The organism is Sphingomonas molluscorum (genome assembly GCF_039522995.1).
GTDB lineage: Bacteria > Pseudomonadota > Alphaproteobacteria > Sphingomonadales > Sphingomonadaceae > Sphingomonas > Sphingomonas molluscorum.
Genome location: NZ_BAAAEL010000002.1, coordinates 477,252 through 496,806, shown reverse-complemented (window position 1 = coordinate 496,806; position 19,555 = coordinate 477,252). Strand labels below are relative to the sequence as shown.

Genomic DNA, 19,555 nt, shown 5'->3' with positions numbered 1-19,555 from the left:
CACGCGTCTGCGCGCGCGCCCCCTTCGCATCCGCCCGGCCCGGTGCTAACCGCGCGGGATCATGGCGACAGAACTCAGCAAGATCCGCAATTTTTCGATCATCGCGCACATCGATCACGGCAAATCGACGCTTGCGGACCGGCTGATCCAGCGCACCGGAGGCCTCTCCGACCGCGAGATGTCGGCGCAGGTGCTCGACAACATGGAGATCGAGAAGGAGCGCGGCATCACCATCAAGGCGCAGACCGTGCGCCTGGAATGGAAGGGCCATGTCCTCAACCTGATGGACACGCCCGGCCACGTCGACTTCGCCTATGAAGTCTCGCGCAGCCTGGCCGCGTGTGAAGGCGCGCTGCTGGTGGTGGATGCCGCCCAGGGCGTGGAAGCGCAGACGCTCGCCAACGTCTATCAGTCGATCGAGCACGATCACGAGATCATCCCGGTCATCAACAAGATCGACCTGCCGGCCGCCGAGCCCGAGCGCGTGAAGACCGAGATCGAGGACCTGATCGGCCTCGACACCTCCCACGCGGTGCTCGCCTCCGCAAAGGCCGGGATCGGCATCGAGGAAATTCTCGACACGGTGGTCGAGCGTATCCCCGCGCCCAAGGGCGATGCGGACGCGCCGCTGAAGGCGATGCTCGTCGACAGCTGGTACGACCCGTATCTGGGCGTCGTTATCCTGGTCCGCGTGATCGACGGCACGCTCAAGAAGGGCCAGCAGATCAAGTTCATGAACGCGGGCACCACCCATCTGGTGGACCGCGTCGGCTGCTTCCGGCCGAAGATCGAGCAACTGACCGACCTGGGTCCGGGCGAGATCGGCTTCATCACCGCGCAGATCAAGGAAGTCGCCCAGACCGCCGTCGGCGACACCATCACGGACGCCAAGCGGCCCGCGGCCGAAGCCGTGCCGGGGTTCAAGGAAGTCCAGCCAGTGGTGTTCTGCGGGCTGTTCCCGGTCGACGCCAACGATTTCGAAAAGCTGCGCGAATCGATCAGCAAGCTGCGGCTCAATGACGCGAGCTTCAGCTTCGAGATGGAGACCTCGGCGGCGCTGGGCTTCGGCTTTCGCTGCGGCTTCCTCGGGCTGCTCCACCTGGAGATCATCCAGGAGCGGCTGACCCGCGAGTACGACCTCGACCTCATCACCACTGCGCCGTCGGTCGTGTACGAGATTGAGTTGACCCATCCCGATCCTGCGGGCGTCACCAAGATCGACCTGCACAATCCGGCCGACATGCCCGATCCCAACAAGATCGCGAGCATCAGCGAGCCGTGGATCGAGGCGACGATCTATGTCCCCGACGAATATCTCGGCTCGATCCTGAAGCTGTGCCAGGATCGGCGCGGTATCCAGAAGAACCTGACCTATGTCAGCGGTCGCGCGCAGGCGACCTACGAACTGCCGCTCAACGAAGTGGTGTTCGACTTCTACGATCGGCTGAAGTCGCTGTCGAAGGGCTATGCGAGCTTCGACTATGAGCAGATCGGCTATCGCGAGGGCGACCTCGTCAAGATGAGCATCCTGGTCAACGAGGAGCCGGTCGATGCGCTCAGCATGATCGTCCACCGCGGCACGGCCGAGGTGCGCGGCCGCGGCATGGTCGAGCGGCTGAAGGAGCTGATCCCCAGGCACATGTTCAAGATCCCGATCCAGGCAGCGATCGGCGGCAAGGTGATCGCGCGCGAGACGATCAGCGCGATGCGCAAGGACGTGACTGCCAAATGCTATGGCGGCGACGCCACCCGCAAGCGCAAGCTGCTGGAAAAGCAGAAGAAGGGCAAGGCGAAGATGCGCGAGTACGGCTCGGTCAGCATCCCGCAGGAAGCCTTCATTGCCGCCTTGCGGATGGGCGACGAGCAATAGCATCGATGGGGCGGCGCCGGAGCGTCGCCCCTTTTCTCATGCGGCGTTGCGCGACGGCTCGGCCCAGTGCACCCGATCCCGGCCGGCGTGCTTGGCAGCGAACAGTGCGGCGTCGGTCTGGTGATAGAGCTGCTGCCAGTCGGCTTCCGTCGCCAACGGCCCGATGCAGCTGCCGATGCTCGCCGTGACCTTCAACCCATAGGGCATCGCCGCCGTGCGGAGCGACGTGAGCAGCGCCTCCGGGTTCAGCGCCGCGCGCGAATCGGCGAGGATCGCGAATTCCTCGCCGCCGATCCGCGCGATCAACGTGCCTGCCGGGGCTGCGCGACGGAGGGTGCGCGACACCACCCGCAGCACTTCGCCGCCGCCGTCGTGGCCGATGGCGTCGTTGATCCGCTTGAAATGATCGATGTCGGCGACCAGCAGCTGCTGTTCCGCCGTGCGGCCGATCGCCTGGGCCAGGAAGGCGCGGCGGTTCAGCAGGCCGGTGAGCGGATCGGTATCGGCGAGGCGCCGCGTGCTGATCTCCTGGCGGATTGCCGCATCCCGCTCCATGCTCAGCAGGCGGATGCGATAGGCGATCGCCAGGCTGGTGAGCAGCGCCTCGGCGCTCATCGCGAGCACGGTGCTGTTGTCGATCCAGAAGCTCCACGAAAGCAGCCCGAAGTTGCTGGAGACGCGCACGATCACCATGACGACCGGCGACGACCAGGTCAGTGCGAACAGCCACAGATAATTGCTCCGCCGCCGCCACGCCCGCCACAGGATCGGGGCGATGACGCCGATCAGCGCCAGGAAAGACAGGGAGAACAGCGCGTCGAGAGCGTGGATGTTCACCGGTGCGATCAGCAGGAACAGGAGCCCCAGCACCGCCATGCCCGCCGCCGACAGTTCCGTGAGTCGGCCGACCCAGCCGTCGAAGATGCGCGCCTCGAAGAAGCTCCGGCTGAAGGCGAGCGCGGCCGCGCCGGCCCAGGCGAGCATCACATAGTTGATCGTGATCCGCTGGTTGTTCTGGATGTCGGGCAGCAGCCAGGCGAGCGCGGCCGAGGAGGATGCCGCGTAGAACAACAGGCAAAGCAGCATCGCGCAGTAGGCGAGCTGGAAGCGGTGGCGCAGCGCCTTCCACAGCGCGAGATTGTAGACGATGAGCGCGATGCAGAGACCTGCGAAGGCTGCGTAGATCGCCGCCAGTTTCAATGTCTGGCGTTCGGCCTCGGCGCGGGTGAGGAGCCGCGGCCCGAGCACGATGCCCCGGACGTTGGCCGCTCCCTCGACGTGCCAGAGCAGCCGTGTCACGGGCGCGCTCCGCGCTGGCAGCGCGAACTCGATCAGCGCACCGAGCTGGAGGTGCTGCGTGAGCCCGCGCTGGTCGACGGTCACCGAGGCGATGTGTCCGTCGGCATAGAGCACGTACACCGACATGCCGCGGATCCAGACGCTTCCGGATCGGACCCGGAGCGGTTCGTCAGCCGGAGGACGGAGCGTAACCGGCTTGGAGAGGACCCAATAGTCGCCTGGTCCCCAGGATCGCTGCGGAGTGGCGCAATCGAAGCTTTGAGGCTGTGCGAAGAGGCGCTGCGGCGTCAGCCCGTCCGCATCCGGCCGGACGCAGGCCTGTAGGGACGCCGCGCGTTGAGGTGGAGTGGCGGCGGCCTGCTCGGTGAGGGCGAGACCCGCCAGCACCAGTGCGCAGACGATCCGCGCCAGTCGATTCAGGCTCCAGCTCACGCGATCGGACCTATCGCGCGCGGTGCGAAAAATCCGTTAAGCGCGGAGAAGGGAAAAAGTCGGGCCCCGGTCGCGAGGACCGGGGCCGGACATTGGTTACGCCTTGGCGGGTGCCTTGGCCCGGCCGCCCTTCTTGGGCTTGCGGGGAGCTGCCGGGGTGATCTCGAAGGCGAGCGCACCCTCCTTGAGCTTCACCGACACCTCGCCGCCATGGACGAGCTTGCCGAACAGCAGTTCCTCGGCGAGCGGCTGCTTGATCTTCTCCTGGATCAGGCGACCCATCGGCCGTGCGCCATAGAGCTTGTCATAGCCGCGCTCGGTCAGCCACGCCTTGGCGGCCTCATCCAGGTGGATGTGGACATTGCGGTCGGCGAGCTGCAGCTCGAGCTGGAGGATGAACTTCTCCACCACGCGCTCGACCACTTCGGTCGGCAGGTACCCGAACGGCACGATCGCATCGAGGCGGTTGCGGAACTCCGGCGTGAAGAGCTTCTTCACCGCCTCCTCCTGCACGTCCTCGCGGCTGATCTGGCCGAAGCCGATCGACTCCTTGGCCATGTCCGACGCACCGGCGTTGGTCGTCATGATCAGGATGGTGTTCCTGAAATCGACGGTCTTGCCGTGGTGGTCCGTCAGCTTGCCGTTGTCCATCACCTGCAACAGGATGTTGAACAGGTCCGGATGCGCCTTCTCGATCTCGTCCAGCAGCAGCACCGAGTGCGGGTTCTGGTCGACCGCGTCGGTCAAGAGGCCGCCCTGGTCATAGCCGACATAGCCCGGAGGGGCGCCGATCAGCCGGCTGACCGAGTGGCGCTCCATATATTCGGACATGTCGAAGCGCTGGAGCGGGATGCCCAGAATTTCGGCAAGCTGGCGTGCAACCTCGGTCTTGCCGACGCCCGTGGGGCCGGAGAACAGATAGTTGCCGATCGGCTTGTCGGGATCGCGCAGGCCCGCGCGGCTCAGCTTGATCGCCGAGGACAGCACCTCGATCGCCGGATCCTGCCCGAACACGACCCGCTTGAGGTCGGTATCCAGGTTGGCGAGCACGCGTGTGTCGTCGGTCGAGACCGACTTCGGCGGAATGCGCGCCATGGTGGCGATCACCGCCTCCACTTCGCGGGTGGTGATGGTCTTCTTGCGCTTGTTCGGCGCCACCAGCATCTGCATCGCGCCGACCTCGTCGATCACGTCGATCGCCTTGTCCGGCAGCTTGCGGTCGTTGATGTAGCGCGCCGACAGCTCCACCGCCGACTTGATCGCGTCAGGGGTGTACTTGACCGAATGGTGCCCCTCGAACGCGGTGCGCAGGCCGGTCAGGATCTTGATCGTGTCCTCGACCGACGGCTCGTTGACGTCGATCTTCTGGAACCGGCGCAGCAGCGCGCGATCCTTTTCGAAGTGGTTGCGGAACTCCTTGTAGGTGGTCGAGCCGATGCAGCGGATCGCGCCGCCCGACAAGGCCGGCTTCAGCAGGTTCGACGCATCCATCGCCCCACCCGAAGTCGCGCCCGCGCCGATCACCGTATGGATCTCGTCGATGAACAGGATCGCGTGCGGCAGCTTTTCGAGCTCGTTCACGACCTGCTTCAGCCGCTCCTCGAAGTCGCCGCGATAGCGGGTGCCTGCGAGCAGTGCGCCCATGTCCAGCGAATAGATAACGGCCGGCAGCAGCACCTCCGGCACGTCGCCCTCGATGATCTTGCGTGCCAGACCCTCGGCGATGGCGGTCTTGCCGACGCCGGGATCGCCCACATAGAGCGGGTTGTTCTTGGAGCGGCGGCACAGGATCTGCACCGTCCGATCGACCTCGGCCGAGCGGCCGATCAGGGGATCGACCTTGCCGTTCTTCGCCTTTTCGTTGAGATCGACGCAGAACTGCTTCAGCGCGCTCTCGCCCTTGCCCTTGGGATCGGCCTTGGGCTTTTCCTCGTCCGCGCCCTTCACTTCGCGTGCCTCGGACGGCGAGCCGCCCTTGCCGACGCCGTGGCTGATATAGCTGACCGCATCGAGCCTGCTCATGTCCTGCTGCTGGAGGAAGTAGACGGCGTAGCTTTCGCGTTCGGAAAACAGCGCAACGAGCACGTTGGCGCCGGTCACTTCGTCGCGGCCGGAGGACTGGACGTGAAGGATCGCACGCTGGACGACGCGCTGGAAGCCCGAAGTGGGCGAGGGATCGGTGGCCGAATCGACCTTCAGCGCGTCGAGTTCGGTGTCGAGATACTGGGCGACGGTGCCCTTGAGTTCGCCCAGGTCGACGCCGCAGGCGTTCATGACCTTGGACGCATGTTCGTCCTCCACCAGCGCGAACAGCAGGTGCTCGAGCGTGGCATATTCGTGCCGGCGGGTGGACGCAGCCTCGAGCGCCTTGTGCAGCGTGGTTTCGAGGGCGGAGGCAAAGGATGGCATCAGACGGATACTCCAACCGGGCCGACGAGCGTGCATCGGCCGTTTGCATCTATGTCGGAACGCAAGGGGCCCACATCAAGCGGCTGCCGGCCCCGGCGTTCCAGGAACGTTCCCGTGACCAGCGCCCCGATGGTCACCTTCGAAAGAGCGCGTCGGCGCTGGCCCGATGGGTCGTCGCCCGCTCAACCTGGCTTCGGCACCGGGCGATCTCCGCCTCCAGCGCCGCGATGCGTGCGTGAAGCTCCGCGACCGACAACGGGTCCAGGTCCTCGCGGGCCAGCTGCGCCAGCGGATCGTCCTTGCGACGCGGCAGAAATTCCTCGGCGTCCATCGGCACAGCGTTGACCCTCCTTTGCGCGATGTCAATAACGCTGGGCAACGCGCGGGGAAGCAAAGGGAGCCAGATGCCGATGAACCTTCCCGAGAGCATTCCGGGTACCATGATCGCGATCGACCCGGAGGTGGCGGGCGGGCCCGAGGTGCTGGTGCCGATCGAACGTCCGGTGCCACAGCCGGGGCCCGGCGAGGTGCTGATCCGGGTCGCGGCGGCAGGCGTGAACCGGCCCGACCTGCTCCAGCGCGCGGGCAATTACCCGCCGCCGCCTGGCGCGCCGTCCATCCCCGGGCTTGAGGTTGCCGGCACGGTCGCCGCGGTCGGGGAGGGCGCGGACCAAAGCCTGATCGGTGCCGCCGTCTGCGCGCTGCTGGCCGGCGGCGGCTATGCCGAATATGCGCTGGCACCCGCTGGCCAGTGCCTGCCGGTTCCCGAGGGACTTTCGATGGCAGAGGCCGCGGCGCTGCCGGAGACGCTGTTCACCGTGTGGACCAACCTGTTTGAGCGCGCCTATGTCCAGGCTGGGGACACGGTGCTCGTCCATGGTGGCACCAGCGGCATCGGCACTATGGCGATCAGCCTGTGCGCGCTGTTCGGGGTCGAGATCATCGTGACGGTCGGCTCGGACGACAAGGCAGAGGCGGCGCTGGCGCATGGCGCGACCCACGCGATCAACTACAAGACCGAGGACTTCGTCGAGCGGGTCAAGGCGATCACCGGCGGCGCGGGCGTCGCGGCGGTGCTCGACATGGTCGGCGGCGACTATGTGCCGCGCAACCTGAAGTGCCTGGCCGAGGACGGGCGCCACGTCTCGATCGCGGTGCAGCGTGGCGCGGAGGCGACCATCCCGATCTGGCAGGTGATGCGCCGCCGCCTGACGCTGACCGGTTCGACGCTGCGCCCGCGCGATGCCGAGTTCAAGACGCTGGTCGCCGAGGAGATCGAGCGCCTGGTCTGGCCGTTCGTGGCGGAGGGCAAGCTGCGCCCGCTGATGGACCGCAGCTTTCCGCTCTCGCAAGCCGCAGAGGCGCACCGCCGCATGGAGGCGGGCGACCACGTCGGCAAGATCGTGCTGACGATGGGGGCGTAGGTGGCGCTCCTTTTTGACCGCCCACCGATCCGTTCGTGCTGAGTAGGGGCTGAGCGAAGTCGAAGACCCGTATCGAAGCACCTGCGCAGGTCCTTCGATACGCCATTTCGACTTCGCTCAATGGCTACTCAGGACGAACGGGCCTCCGAAGTAATCTCCCCTACAGCCGCGTTACGGCATAATGCTCCTGCAGCGCGGCCACCACGGCATCGCTGTGGGTCGCGTCGCGTGCCTCGAACATCACCTCCAGTCGCGCCGCCTGGACGCTGGGGGAGGTGAAGAGCCGGTGGTGTGACACCTCGATGATGTTGGCCCCGGCTGCACCGATCCGCGTGGAGATCTCGCCGAGCACGCCCGGGCGGTCGGGGATGTCGAGGATCAGTCGCATCAGCCGCCCGTCGCGCACCATCACCCGCTGGAGCACATTGGCGAGCGCGCGATTGTCGATGTTCGCCCCGCACACCGGCACCCCGACCTTGCGGCCACGGAACAGCTCCGGATAGGTCAGCAGCGCGGCGACGCCGGTCGCCCCTGCGCCCTCGGCAACGATCTTGGCTTCCTCGGCCAAGAGCGCGATCGCGCTCTCGATCGCGCGTTCGGGCACGGTCAGCACCTGCTCCACCAGCTGGCGCACGATCTCCAGCGGCTTGCGACCGACGTCGCGGACGGCAATGCCTTCCGCCACCGTGGCGCCGCCGACGCTGACGGGCGTGCCCGCCAGTTCCTGCGCCATGGCCGCATAGCTTTCGACCTCGACGCCATAGGTGACGATCGGGCGACCGGCGCCCTCCGCTGCGAGCGCGGCGCCTGCGACCAGCCCGCCGCCTCCCACCGGGATCGCCAGCGTGTCGAGTTCGGGCACATCCTCGATCAATTCGAGCGCGAGCGTCCCCTGGCCCGCGATCACCGCGTCGTCGTCGTAGGGGTGAACGAACACCAGCCCTTGCTCGCTGGCGAGATGGTGGGCGTGGGCGGCGGCCTCGGCCAGGGTCGTCCCGTGCAGCACGACCTCGGCGCCCCAACGCGCGGTGCGGGTGACCTTGGTGGAGGGGGTGAAGGCTGGCATCACGATCACCGCGCGGATGCCGAGCAGCGCTGCGTGGCGCGCGACCGCCTGGGCATGGTTGCCTGCCGACATCGCGACGACCCCGGCAGCCCGTTCTTCTGCGGAGAGCAGCGCGAGGCGATTGGCGGCGCCGCGCTCCTTGAACGCGCCGGTGACCTGCAGCGTATCCAGCTTGAGCCAGACGTCCGCGCCGGTAATCCGGCTAATCGCATCGCTGTGCACCACGGGGGTGCGGATCACCTTGCCGGCGATCCGGGTAGCGGCTGCGTGGACGTCTTGGGAAGTGATCACGTACGGCCCTCTTCGTTGGTGCCTCGTCGGCGGCGCGATACGCCGCGCCTGCCTACAACCACCAAAGCCGCAACCGGACAAGGAAAAGCCGCGGGGGCACCGTCTGCGACTTCCGCCGCGTCGATCCGATTCCGCTAGAGTGTGAATAGAAGCACCCCTAAGCTCGACTTCGAATCGGGGAGGGGGAGTTGCTCGAGTTTCTGGGCCTGCCGCAGAACATCGCCTTTACTGCGGCGCTTGTTCTGATGCTGTTGATCGGACTGGTGCAGTTGATCGGCTTCGGCGTCGAGCTGGATGCCGATGCGGATCTGGACGCCGACATGGGTGGCGACCTGCTGTCGTGGCTCGGGGTTGGCCGAGTGCCGCTGCTGATGCTGCTGGTCCTGTTCCTCGGGATCTTCGGCTCGATCGGGCTGCTGGGTGAACAGGCAGCGCTCGATTGGACGGGCGCTCTGCTGAGCGGCTGGGTCGCCGTGCCGGTCGCGGGCATCGCCGCACTGCCGCTCACCGGGCTCGCCGCGCGCGGCCTGGCGCGGGTGCTTCCGCAAGACCACACCACCGCGATCCTGCTCGAGGAGCTGGTCGGTCGCTTCGCCCGGATCGTGATCGGTCGTGCAGTTCCCGGCGCGCCTGCCCGGGCTCGGGTCGAGGACCGTCACGGGCAGCCGCACTACGTCATGGTCGAACCCGACAACCCCGGACAGATCTTTGAAGAGGGCGAGCAGGTGCTGCTCGTCCGGCGCGAGAACGACGTGTTCCGCGCCATTTCTCGCGGCGATCACAAGTTGCCCCAGCTAGGAGCGTGACGATGAATACCGACGTGGTGGTGCCCGAGTCCGGAATGCTGACCACGGTCGGCATCGTGGCCGGGGCAGCGCTGATCCTGCTGCTGGTGATCGGCCTGTTGTTCGCCAAGCTCTACAAGCGCGCCTCGAAGGAGATCGGCTTCGTCCGCACCGGCGCCGGCGGGGAAAAGGTGGTCATCAACGGCGGTGCGCTGGTGCTGCCGGTGTTTCACGAGACGATGCCGGTCAACATGAACACCGTGCGGCTGGCGGTGGAACGCAAGAACAGCGATGCGCTCATCACGCTCGACCGGCTGCGGATCGACGTGAAGGCCGAGTTCTACGTCCGCGTGAAGCCGGACGCCCATTCGATCGCGATCGCCGCGCAGACGCTGGGCATGCGGACCATGCACCCCGATGCACTCAAGGAACTGGTCGAGGGTAAGTTCGTCGACGCGCTGCGCTCGGTGGCGGCCGGCATGACCATGGCGCAGCTGCACGAGCAGCGCAGCGAATTCGTGCAGAAGGTGCAGCAGGTCTCGTCGGCCGATCTGGCGATGAACGGCCTGGAGCTGGAGAGCGTCTCCCTTACCGGCCTCGACCAGACGTCGATCGAGCACTTCAACGCCAACAATGCGTTCGACGCCGAGGGCCTGACCAAGCTCACCGAGCAGATCGAGCTGCGCAAGAAGGCGCGCAACGACATCGAGCAGGACACGCGCGTCCAGATCGAGACCAAGAACCTGGAAGCGGCACGCCAGTCGTTCCTGATCGGCCGCGACCAGGAGTTCGCCCGGCTCGAGCAGGAGCGCGAGCTGGAGGTGCGCCGCGCCGAGCAGGCGGCCGAGGTCGCGCGCGAGCAGGCCGCCCGCCAGCGCGAGGCGGATGCCGCACGGATCGAGGCCAAGCGCCAGATCGACGCGCAGCAGATCGAGGCCGATCGCGCGATCAAGGAAGCGCGCATCGCCCAGGAACAGGCGCTCGAACTCGCCCGCCAGGAGCAGCAGATCGCCGTGCAGAACAAGAGCCGCGACGAGAGCCAGGCTCGCGCCGAGGCCGACAAGGCGCGCGCCGATGCGGTGGCGGCCGAGGAACAGGTGTCGACCAGCCGCGAGACCGAGATCGCCGAGCGTACCAAGCGCATCGAGCTGATCGACGCCGCGCGGGAGGCCGAACGCGCGGCGATCCGCATCCGCGTCGAGGCAGAGGCCGAGAAGCAGGCCGCCGCCGACCGCGCCGAGGCCGCGCGCCTTGCCGCAGAGGGCGAGGCGGAGGCCGCCAAGCTGCGCGCCGAGGCCGACCGCGTCCGCTTCGAAGTGGAGGCCGCCGGCCAGCGTGCGGTCAACGAAGCGGCGAACCTGCTGTCGTCGGACCAGGTGTCGCTCCAGACCAAGCTCGCGCTTCTGAAGGTGCTGCCGGAGGTCATCCGTGAGGCATCCAAGCCGCTGGAGGCGATCGACAGCATCAAGATCGTCCAGGTCGACGGGTTGACCGGCGCCGGTGGGACGGCGGGGGCGGGTGTCGCCGCGGACGGCGGCGATCGCAACCTCGCCAACTCCGCGGTGCAGGCGGCGCTCCGCTATCGCGCGCAGGCGCCGATGATCGACGGGCTGATGAAGGAGCTCGGTTTCGACGGCGGCTCGCTGGACGGGCTGGTAAGGGGCGCGGCGCTTACGGCCAGCGGTCCGGTGACGCCAGCCGCGGCGGACCTGCCGGCTGCGGCGGAGTAGCGGCGCCAAGCGAAGGGGAAGCGGTGTTGCTCCTGCGCAGGGCGGTCTGATCGGACCCGCGCCCCTTTTCGCAAAGCATTGCCGGAATAACGCTTTGCCGGCAGCTGTGCTTGCCTCTGTCCACTTCGCGCACTAAGTCTGTTCCGGATACGGCCACCCCGCGAGGGGTGGCCCTTATTGTTTCTGGAGAACTGCCGTGGCCCAGCCGTTGATGCCGCATGCGACCGCTTCCTGGCTGGTCGATAACACGTCGCTGTCGTTCGAGCAGATCGCCGACTTCTGCGGCCTGCACATCCTGGAAGTGCAGGCGATCGCCGACGACACTGCCGCAACCAAGCTCACCGGCCGCGATCCGGTTCGCGCCCACGAACTGACGCAAGACGAGATCGAAAAGGGCCAGGCCGATCCGAACTATCGCCTCAAGATCCAGAAGGGTCCCGAGCAGGTCCGCCGCACCAAGGGGCCGCGCTACACCCCGGTGTCGAAGCGCCAGGACAAGCCGGACGGCATCGCCTGGATCATCCGCAACCATCCGGAGATCTCGGACGGCGCGATCGGCAAGCTGATCGGCACCACGCGCACCACCATCGCCGCGATCCGCGACCGTACGCACTGGAACATCGGCAACATCGTGCCGAAGGATCCGGTCACGCTCGGCCTGTGCTCGCAGCGGGAGCTCGATGCACTGGTGACCAAGGCCGCCAAGGCCGCGGGCATGGAAGCGCCGACCGACACGCGCTTGGAGGGCGACCGCGAGGCACTGCTGGAGCAGCTGCGCAACGAGCGGCAGCAGGCGGTGCGCGATGCCGAGGCACTGGCGAACGGCGAGACTGCCGAGCCCGCCCCGGCCTTCATCGATCCGTTCAAGCGCTGATCGCCAGCGTTCCCGTCCCTCCGCGCTTGCGGGGGACGGGCTCGGCGGGCCCGAGGCCCTGCCGCTTCTGCTGAGGCAGAAAGCCGATTAGCTTCTCCCCGTCCGACTCGGGGAGAACTGGCATGACCGACCTTCGCGAGCGCGCTGTCGCGCTCTACGACGCCTTCACCCACGAGCACCGCGACCGTCGCGCCTTCATGCGGGAGATGGTCGCCCTCACGGGCTCCGCCGTCGCTGCCGAGGCGCTGGTCGCAGCGATCGCGGCGTCTCCTGCCGCAGCGCAGCAGGTCCAGCCCGACGATCCTCGCCTTCGTACTGCCACGCGCAAAGGGGTCGAGGCGGGCAAACCAGCCGCAGCCTATTTCGCGGCACCCCGAGAGGCCGGCGGCCGCAAGCTCGGTACGGTGTTGGTCATCCACGAGAACCGGGGCCTGACAGAGCATATTCGCGACGTTGCAAGGCGCGTGGCGCTGAGCGGGTTCCGAGCCGTCGCGCTCGACCTGCTGGCGCCGCAGGCCGGCACGCCTGCCGACGAGGACCGCGCACGCGAGATGATCGCCAGCACCGACATGGACTTGGCCCTTCGTCAGGCAGTCGCCACCATCGATCGTGCGGCGCGGCAGCGGGGCGGCTCCGGCAAGGTGGGCGCGGTCGGCTTTTGCTGGGGCGGCGCCTTCGTCAGTCGCCTGGCGATCGCCGCCGGACCTGCGCTCAGCGCAGGCGTGGCATATTACGGACCTGCGCCCGCTCCTGCCGAGGCGACGAAGGTCCAGACGCCGCTGTTGCTACACTATGCGGGCAAGGACCAGCGCGTGAATGCAACGGGCCTGCCTTGGGCAAAGGCGCTGGAGGCGGCAGGCAAGCAGGTCGAGGCTCACGTCTATCCAGGCGTCGACCACGCCTTCAACAACGACACGTCGGCAGAACGATACAATCCCGCGGCGGCAAAGCTCGCCTGGGAGCGGACCACGCGCTTCTTGCATGCCCGGATCGACGGCTAGGCCGCCGAAGCCGGCGATCAGCGGATCGAGGCGGCAATCCGCTGTTCGAGTGTGCCGCAGCGCTCGGGGAGGGCCGCCATCACGGTGCTCCGCTCCTCGGCCGACATCGCCGTCCAGTCGGCAATCTCCTCGCGCGTGCGGCCGCAGCCGAAACACCAGCCGCTCTCGAGGTCGAGCGTGCACACCAGGACGCACGGGCTTTCGACCGCGACCGGCGCAACATACTCGATGAAATCGTCCACGCGGCCTTGCCCGATCAGGCGGTGAGTCGAACGTCCAGAAAAGCCGGGATGGGGCCGTTCCAGCCGCCATCGTCCGCCACCGCATCCTCGGCCTCGCGACGACGGCGTGGTTCTTCATGGCGGGGCGCCCGTTCCTCGCGCGCCCGACGCGGCGCTTCAGACTGCGGGGCGCGATCCTCGCGGCCGCGGCGATCGCGTGAACGCTCGGTCCGCGGTGCCCGTGGCTCCGACGTCGCTTCCGCTTCCGCAGCCGGCCCGCCGCCCAGATCGAGCACTTCGATCTTCTGACCGGTCAGCTTCTCGATGTTGGCGATGTTCTCGGCATCGTCGGGCGTGACGAAGGTGTAGGCCGTGCCCGTCGCGCCACCGCGGCCGGTGCGGCCGATGCGGTGGACATAGTCATCGGGATGCCAGGGCGCGTCATAGTTGAAGACGTGGCTGACACCCTTTACGTCCAGGCCGCGCGCCGCGACGTCCGACGCGACCAAGATGTTGACCTCGCCGTTCTTGAACCGGTCCAGCTCGGCGATACGCGCCGACTGTTCCATGTCGCCGTGGATCTCGGCCGAACGGAAACCCGCGCGCTGCAGGCTCTTGTTGAGCTCGCGCACGGTCGTCTTGCGGTTGGAAAAGATGATCGCGGTGCGGACCTCGTCGGAGGACAGGAGCCGGCGCAGCACGTCGCGCTTCTTGGCCGCACTGACATGGACCACCCGCTGGGTGATGTTGGTGTTGGTGGTCGCCGGTCGCGCGACCTCGATGGTCTTGGGGTTTTCGAGGAACTTGTCCGCCAGCTTCTTGATCGGCGGCGGCATGGTGGCCGAGAACAGCAGCGTCTGCCGCTGCTTGGGAAGCTTGGTGCAGATTTCCTCGATGTCGGGGATGAACCCCATGTCGAGCATGCGGTCGGCTTCGTCAATCACCAGGAGGTTGCAGCCAGTGAGCAGGATCTTGCCCCGGCTGAACAGATCCATCAGTCGCCCCGGGGTCGCGATCAGCACGTCGACGCCCTTTTCGAGCGCCGCCATCTGGTCACCCATCGAGACGCCGCCGATCAGCAACGCCATCGAAAGCTTGTGGCCGGCGCCGTACTTCTCGAAGTTCTCGGCGACCTGGGCCGCGAGTTCGCGGGTGGGTTCCAGGATCAGCGAGCGCGGCATGCGTGCGCGGCTGCGACCCTGGGCCAGAATGTCGATCATCGGCAGCACGAAAGCGGCCGTCTTGCCGGTGCCGGTCTGGGCGATGCCGATCAGGTCGCGCATCATCAACACGGACGGAATCGCGCTCGCCTGGATCGGCGTCGGCTCCGTATAGCCCGCCTCCGTTACAGCGTGCAGCAGTTCATCGGAAAGACCGAGATCGGCAAAGTTCATGGGGTTTCCGGAAAACGGCACCGTCGCGGCACCGGAATGCAGGTCCGCGCCTTGCGGATTTCTGCCGGATTGTCAAGCAGAACGCGCTTCAGCGGCCGGGAACGAGCATCCGGAAAGACGAGATGCGGCACTGCCCGCCAGAGCGGGAGCGAATCGTATCGCGCGACGCGCACACCATCCCGTCCGCCGTCGGCTTGAGGTAGAAGCCCGAGTAGAAGTCGAGCGTGGGGCAATCCTCCTCCAGGCGCGCCCGCAGCCGCTTCCCGCCGGTCAGCATCAGGTCGACGCTGTCGGTGCGGGTGATCGACACCGCAGCCAGATTGGCGACAGGCACACAGCGGTCGGTGCGTTTCTCCACCCAGTTGATCGCCGGCAGCGCACGCGAACTGGAGGCGGGGGTGACTTCCATGCGCGGCACCCGCACGATGATTCGCTGAATGCGCACCTCCCTGTGCACGACCGTGCCGGCCGGAACGCTCACGCGCTGCTGGGCCCCGGCCACGGGGGCCGCGAGCGTCAGCAGCAGAAGCACGGGTACAGGCTTCGGTACGGGCATGGGGTTCTCTTCTCAGCCCCTGGGTTTTAACCGGTGATGAACTGGCGGCAAGCCTCTCGGCCGTGTAGCGCGACGGGATGACCGCACAGACCCGCCTGATCCATGCCATTCGGGAAGCGCTAGGCGAGTGCAGCCTCACCACCGACGCCGACCGGATCACGCCCTTTCTCACCGATTGGCGCGGGCGCTTCCATGGCGCGGCCGCCGCGATGCTGCTGCCGACCTCCACCGCCGAGGTGGCCACCATGGTTCGCCTGGCGGTTGAGCATCGGGTGCCGCTGGTCGCACAGGGCGGCAACACATCGATGGTGGGCGGCGCGACGCCGCCTGCGGACGGATCGGCGCTGCTGCTCTCCGCTCGCCGCCTCGACCGCATTCGACGACTGGACGCCGGTGCTGCACTCGCGGTGGCCGAGGCAGGCGTGATCCTGCAAAACCTTCATGAGGTGGCTGCGGAAGCCGGCTGCCGTTTTCCGCTCACCTTAGGGTCGCGCGGGACGGCGACGATCGGCGGCTTGGTCTCGACAAACGCAGGCGGTACCCAGGTGTTGCGCTGGGGGACAATGCGGCGGTTGGTGGCGGGAGTGGAAGCAGTGCTGCCCGATGGCAGCATCCACGATGGGCTCACGCCGCTGCGCAAGGACAATCGCGGCTACGACATCGACCAACTGCTCGTCGGCGCCGAAGGCACGCTGGGGATCATCACCGCGGCGACATTGCGCCTAGCCCCTGCGATCCTCGGCCGCGCTGTCGCCTGGGTGGGCATCGCCGACCCGGAGGCGGGGCTGGCGCTCCTGCGACGGATGCAAGGGGCGACCGATGCGATCGAAAGCTTCGAGATCATCCCCGGCGACACGCTGGAGCGCGCGGTGAAATATCTGCCGGACGCGCGCTCGCCGCTCAGCGGCACCCACCCGTGGCACCTGTTGATCGAGGCGGTCGCCGCGACCCCGGAGGCCGAGGCGCCGGATGCCCTGCTCGCGCGACTGCTCGGCGATGCGTTGGACGCTGGCCTCGTTGCCGACGCGGTGATCGCCACATCGGAGGCGCAGGCGGACGCGTTCTGGCGGCTCCGGGATTCGCTGTCGGCGGCGGAGCGCGCCGCGGGTCCGGCGGTGCAGCACGACATCTCCGTGCCGGTGGACCGGATGCCGCGCTTCATGGTCGAGGCGGCCGCGGCGGCAGAGGCGCGCTTTCCGGGCACCCATGCCACCGCCTTCGGGCACTTGGGCGACGGCAACGTCCACTTCCATGTGCGGGCGCCTGCGGGCGTCGATCCGGCCCGCTGGATGGCGGGGGAAGCACCCGGCATCACCACCTTCGTTCACGACCTGGTGGTTGCGGCCGGCGGTTCGATCTCGGCCGAGCACGGTATCGGCCAGATGAAGCGCGACGAACTGGCCCGCCTCGGCCCGCCCGCCCGCCTGGCGGCGCTGCGGGGGATCAAGCAGGGGCTCGACCCGATGAACCTGTTCAATCCCGGCAAACTGGTGACGCTTGCGCCCGTCGACGGGGCGAAATAGACGCGCAAGCTGGGTTCCAGGAGATCAAGAATGGCCACGGCGCCGAAGAACAACGGGCTTCCTCTGTTTTACAACCAGCTCGAACCGCTTTCGAGCCAGCAGCACGCCAACTACAAGGTTCGCGTTGCGGATCGCGCGCCGTTCCTGGTCAACGAGCATGCCGTGCCGGTCACCGTGGAAGAATTCCCGCTGGTGCAGCGTCGCATGCCGATCGTCTTCTCGGTGGGCGAGGATCCCGTGCCGCTCGCGCTGATGGGCCTGAACGAGGGCGTCAACACCTTCATCGACGCCGACGGCCGGCTGATCGACCCGGAAGTGTACGTCCCGGCCTATGTCCGTCGCTATCCGTACATGCTCGCCCGCCTGCGTCCGGACAGCGAGGACCTGTCGCTGTGCTTCGATCCGACCGCCGACACGATCGGCGCGTTCGAGGACGGCGAGGCGCTGTTCGACGGCACCGAGCCGAGCGAGACCACCAAGCAGATCCTGCAGTTCAACGAGCAGTTCGAGCAGGCCGGCCAGCGCACCGCGATGTTCATGAAGGAGGTCAAGGACCTCGGCCTTCTGATCGACGGTGAGGTCTCCATCCAGCCGGATGGCGCCGAGCAGCCGTTCATCTATCGTGGTTTCCAGATGGTCGACGAAAAGAAGCTCAACGAGCTTCGTGGCGACCAGCTGCGTAAGATCCAGCAGAACGGCATGCTGCCGCTGCTCTATGCGCACATCTTCTCGCTGTCGCTGATGCGGGACCTGTTCGCGCGTCAGGTGCGCGCGGGCATGATCGCGCCCCAGCCGACCGCCTGATCCGACGTCCCGCCGGGTCAATCCCGGCGGGACGCAGCACGAATCGCAAGCGCCGTCCGTCTTCCCGATGGGCGGCGTTTCGTCGTGCGCGGCAGGCGATGCATCGCAAGTGTCGGCAAACGCTTGAACCTTTGCGCTTGATATCTATATTCCCTGGTACGCGGTCTCGTGTTCCCCCCTTTCGCGGGATCGTGTGACACGCTTTCAGCGTGTCTCCTCCCTGAACCTAGGCCACCTCGTGCTTCGTGCACGGGGTGGTTTTTTTTATGCGCTATTCGGCGGCAAGCGCCGGCGGAAGCGCTTCCGCGGCGACGGTTGCGATCATGTGGGCGAGGGCGGCAGCGAGGCGGGGAAAGCCGGGACCGGCCTCCGTCAGCGTGGGATCCAGATAGAGGCCGCGATCGAACTCGATCTGGATCGCGTGCACATTGCGTGCGGGCGCGCCATGGGTGGTCACCACGTGCCCACCGGCATAGGGCTGGTTACGGGCGACCCGAAGGCCGGCATCCCGCGTGGCGGCTTCGAGCGTATCGACCAGGCGCCGCGCGGCAGAGCGCCCGTGTCGGTCGCCGAGCACCACCTGCGCAGGCGTGACGCCCGGCAGCGATGGCATGGAGTGGATGTCGAGCAGGATGGCGACGCCGAACCGCGCGTGCGCCGACGCGAGCGCGGCAGCCACCGCCGCGTGGTAGGGACGATGGTGGCCCGCGATGCGGGCGGTGACCTCGTCCGCGTGCAACCGGCGCTTCCAGATGTCGCCCGCGCTGCTGGCGCGCCGGGGTATGAGCCCCAGCCCGCTGCGCAGCCGCGCCGAGGCCCGGGGCTGCACCATCGGATCGGCGCCCGCGTCGACCTGCGGATCGCGCTCCTGCTCGCTCCGGTTCAGGTCGATCCAAGCGCGAGGCAGCTTGGCGACAAACAGCGTGTGAGGTCCGCGCGCCGCAAGCGCCACCTGGTCGACCAGCCGGTCCTCCAGCGGTAGCAGCGCCGCAACCGGCACCCGCAGCAGATCCTGCATCTCCTCGGGATAGGCGCGGCCGGCATGCGGCACCGAAAGCACCAGCGGCGTTACCGGATCGGCGGGACCGTGCAGGTCGAAGGGGAGGGGCGGCGCGGCCACGCCCTGGATGCTAGGCCCCGCGGCGATCCGGAGCAACGCGCTGGAAAAGCGGCAGGGGTTCGCCCATAGACGCGGGCGCTCGTACGAGAGGGATGCATGTACAGGATTCTGCTGGCCGAGGACGATCAGGTGATGCGCGAGTATCTGACGCGCGCGCTCGAACGTTCCGGCTACCGCGTGGCGGCGGTCGATCGCGGGACGGCCGCCTTGCCGTTGCTGGAGAGCGAGACGTTCGATCTGCTCCTCACCGATATCGTAATGCCCGAGATGGACGGCATCGAACTCGCACAAAAGGCGCAGGAGATCGCACCCGAGATGCGGGTGATGTTCATCACCGGTTTTGCGGCAGTGACGCTGAAGGCGGGCAAGGCCGTGCCCCAGGCGCGGGTGCTGTCGAAGCCCTTCCACCTGCGCGACTTGGTGCGCGAAGTGGACCAGCTGTTTGCGGAGGACAGCGTCCCCTCACACAGCTGAGCAGATTTTTTAGGTCAGGCCGCTTTCGGTGCTTGCGCTCCCCAGCGCTCCCCGCTAGAGGCCGCACTCCCGGCGGGCGTGTAGCTCAGTGGTAGAGCACTGTGTTGACATCGCAGGGGTCGCAAGTTCAATCCTTGCCACGCCCACCACGGAAAAACCCGCCAGCGCACTGCGTTGGCGGGTTTTTTCATGTTGGTGCCATGTGCCAGAAACTCGGCACATCTTTCGTCCGCATCTCGACGACTTGGCGCCGCCCGACGGGCCGGTCGTTCCCGACAGACC

The 19,555-nt window shown here is 67.3% G+C and carries 17 protein-coding genes and 1 tRNA gene; 10 read left to right on the top strand and 8 right to left on the bottom strand.

Annotated features, from left to right (window positions below):
* Positions 1–61 precede the first annotated feature (61 nt).
* Positions 62–1,870, top strand: coding sequence for a translation elongation factor 4 (gene lepA / locus ABDZ92_RS06890; RefSeq protein ID WP_125960696.1), 1,809 nt, complete (start codon positions 62–64; stop codon positions 1,868–1,870).
* Between the two features lie 36 nt (positions 1,871–1,906).
* Here lepA and ABDZ92_RS06885 read toward each other — a convergent pair whose 3' ends face one another.
* The 3 genes from ABDZ92_RS06885 to ABDZ92_RS06875 all read right to left on the bottom strand — a co-directional run bounded on the left by ABDZ92_RS06885 (position 1,907) and on the right by ABDZ92_RS06875 (position 6,341).
* Positions 1,907–3,601 (bottom strand): sensor domain-containing diguanylate cyclase, encoded by a 1,695-nt coding sequence (locus ABDZ92_RS06885; RefSeq protein WP_241211831.1) that lies wholly within the window; start codon positions 3,599–3,601, stop codon positions 1,907–1,909.
* A gap of 96 nt (positions 3,602–3,697) precedes the next feature.
* On the bottom strand, positions 3,698–6,010 hold the full coding sequence (gene clpA, locus ABDZ92_RS06880) for an ATP-dependent Clp protease ATP-binding subunit ClpA (protein WP_125960697.1): 2,313 nt from the start codon (positions 6,008–6,010) through the stop codon (positions 3,698–3,700).
* Between the two features lie 133 nt (positions 6,011–6,143).
* Positions 6,144–6,341 (bottom strand): DUF1192 domain-containing protein, encoded by a 198-nt coding sequence (locus tag ABDZ92_RS06875; RefSeq protein ID WP_125960698.1) that lies wholly within the window; start codon positions 6,339–6,341, stop codon positions 6,144–6,146.
* Positions 6,342–6,414: 73 nt separating this feature from the next.
* Between ABDZ92_RS06875 and ABDZ92_RS06870 the strand changes: the two genes are divergently transcribed.
* Positions 6,415–7,434, top strand: coding sequence for an NAD(P)H-quinone oxidoreductase (locus ABDZ92_RS06870; RefSeq protein WP_241211832.1), 1,020 nt, complete (start codon positions 6,415–6,417; stop codon positions 7,432–7,434).
* Between the two features lie 160 nt (positions 7,435–7,594).
* Here ABDZ92_RS06870 and ABDZ92_RS06865 read toward each other — a convergent pair whose 3' ends face one another.
* Complete coding sequence (locus tag ABDZ92_RS06865) at positions 7,595–8,791, bottom strand: threonine ammonia-lyase (RefSeq protein WP_125960699.1); 1,197 nt, start codon at positions 8,789–8,791, stop codon at positions 7,595–7,597.
* Positions 8,792–8,979: 188 nt separating this feature from the next.
* Here ABDZ92_RS06865 and ABDZ92_RS06860 point away from each other — a divergent pair, with 188 nt between their 5' ends.
* The 4 genes from ABDZ92_RS06860 to ABDZ92_RS06845 all read left to right on the top strand — a co-directional run bounded on the left by ABDZ92_RS06860 (position 8,980) and on the right by ABDZ92_RS06845 (position 13,181).
* A complete protein-coding gene (locus ABDZ92_RS06860) occupies positions 8,980–9,597 on the top strand; it encodes a YqiJ family protein (RefSeq protein ID WP_125960700.1) in 618 nt (205 codons plus the stop codon).
* Between the two features lie 2 nt (positions 9,598–9,599).
* Complete coding sequence (locus ABDZ92_RS06855) at positions 9,600–11,306, top strand: flotillin family protein (protein ID WP_125960701.1); 1,707 nt, start codon at positions 9,600–9,602, stop codon at positions 11,304–11,306.
* A gap of 211 nt (positions 11,307–11,517) precedes the next feature.
* Positions 11,518–12,180, top strand: coding sequence for a DUF1013 domain-containing protein (locus tag ABDZ92_RS06850; protein ID WP_204991407.1), 663 nt, complete (start codon positions 11,518–11,520; stop codon positions 12,178–12,180).
* Between the two features lie 122 nt (positions 12,181–12,302).
* Complete coding sequence (locus ABDZ92_RS06845; protein ID WP_125960703.1) at positions 12,303–13,181, top strand: dienelactone hydrolase family protein; 879 nt, start codon at positions 12,303–12,305, stop codon at positions 13,179–13,181.
* Positions 13,182–13,198: 17 nt separating this feature from the next.
* Here ABDZ92_RS06845 and ABDZ92_RS06840 read toward each other — a convergent pair whose 3' ends face one another.
* The 3 genes from ABDZ92_RS06840 to ABDZ92_RS06830 all read right to left on the bottom strand — a co-directional run bounded on the left by ABDZ92_RS06840 (position 13,199) and on the right by ABDZ92_RS06830 (position 15,328).
* Entirely contained in the window at positions 13,199–13,423 is a 225-nt protein-coding gene (locus ABDZ92_RS06840) for a DUF1289 domain-containing protein (RefSeq protein WP_206432193.1), read from the bottom strand.
* 14 nt (positions 13,424–13,437) lie between these two features.
* A complete protein-coding gene (locus ABDZ92_RS06835; protein ID WP_125960704.1) occupies positions 13,438–14,796 on the bottom strand; it encodes a DEAD/DEAH box helicase in 1,359 nt (452 codons plus the stop codon).
* Positions 14,797–14,884: 88 nt separating this feature from the next.
* Positions 14,885–15,328: a hypothetical protein gene (locus tag ABDZ92_RS06830; protein ID WP_125960705.1), complete on the bottom strand. Its 444-nt coding sequence runs from the start codon at positions 15,326–15,328 to the stop codon at positions 14,885–14,887.
* 101 nt (positions 15,329–15,429) lie between these two features.
* Here ABDZ92_RS06830 and ABDZ92_RS06825 point away from each other — a divergent pair, with 101 nt between their 5' ends.
* Positions 15,430–16,875, top strand: coding sequence for an FAD-binding oxidoreductase (locus ABDZ92_RS06825; RefSeq protein ID WP_125960706.1), 1,446 nt, complete (start codon positions 15,430–15,432; stop codon positions 16,873–16,875).
* Between the two features lie 30 nt (positions 16,876–16,905).
* Positions 16,906–17,679, top strand: coding sequence for a SapC family protein (locus tag ABDZ92_RS06820; RefSeq protein ID WP_125960707.1), 774 nt, complete (start codon positions 16,906–16,908; stop codon positions 17,677–17,679).
* Between the two features lie 271 nt (positions 17,680–17,950).
* On the opposite strand, the gene ABDZ92_RS06815 is transcribed toward ABDZ92_RS06820, so the two are convergent.
* Entirely contained in the window at positions 17,951–18,799 is an 849-nt protein-coding gene (locus ABDZ92_RS06815; protein ID WP_125960708.1) for an N-formylglutamate amidohydrolase, read from the bottom strand.
* A gap of 96 nt (positions 18,800–18,895) precedes the next feature.
* Here ABDZ92_RS06815 and cpdR point away from each other — a divergent pair, with 96 nt between their 5' ends.
* Complete coding sequence (gene cpdR / locus ABDZ92_RS06810; protein ID WP_125960709.1) at positions 18,896–19,273, top strand: cell cycle two-component system response regulator CpdR; 378 nt, start codon at positions 18,896–18,898, stop codon at positions 19,271–19,273.
* A gap of 74 nt (positions 19,274–19,347) precedes the next feature.
* Positions 19,348–19,422: transfer RNA gene (locus tag ABDZ92_RS06805), tRNA-Val, on the top strand.
* Positions 19,423–19,555 lie beyond the last annotated feature (133 nt).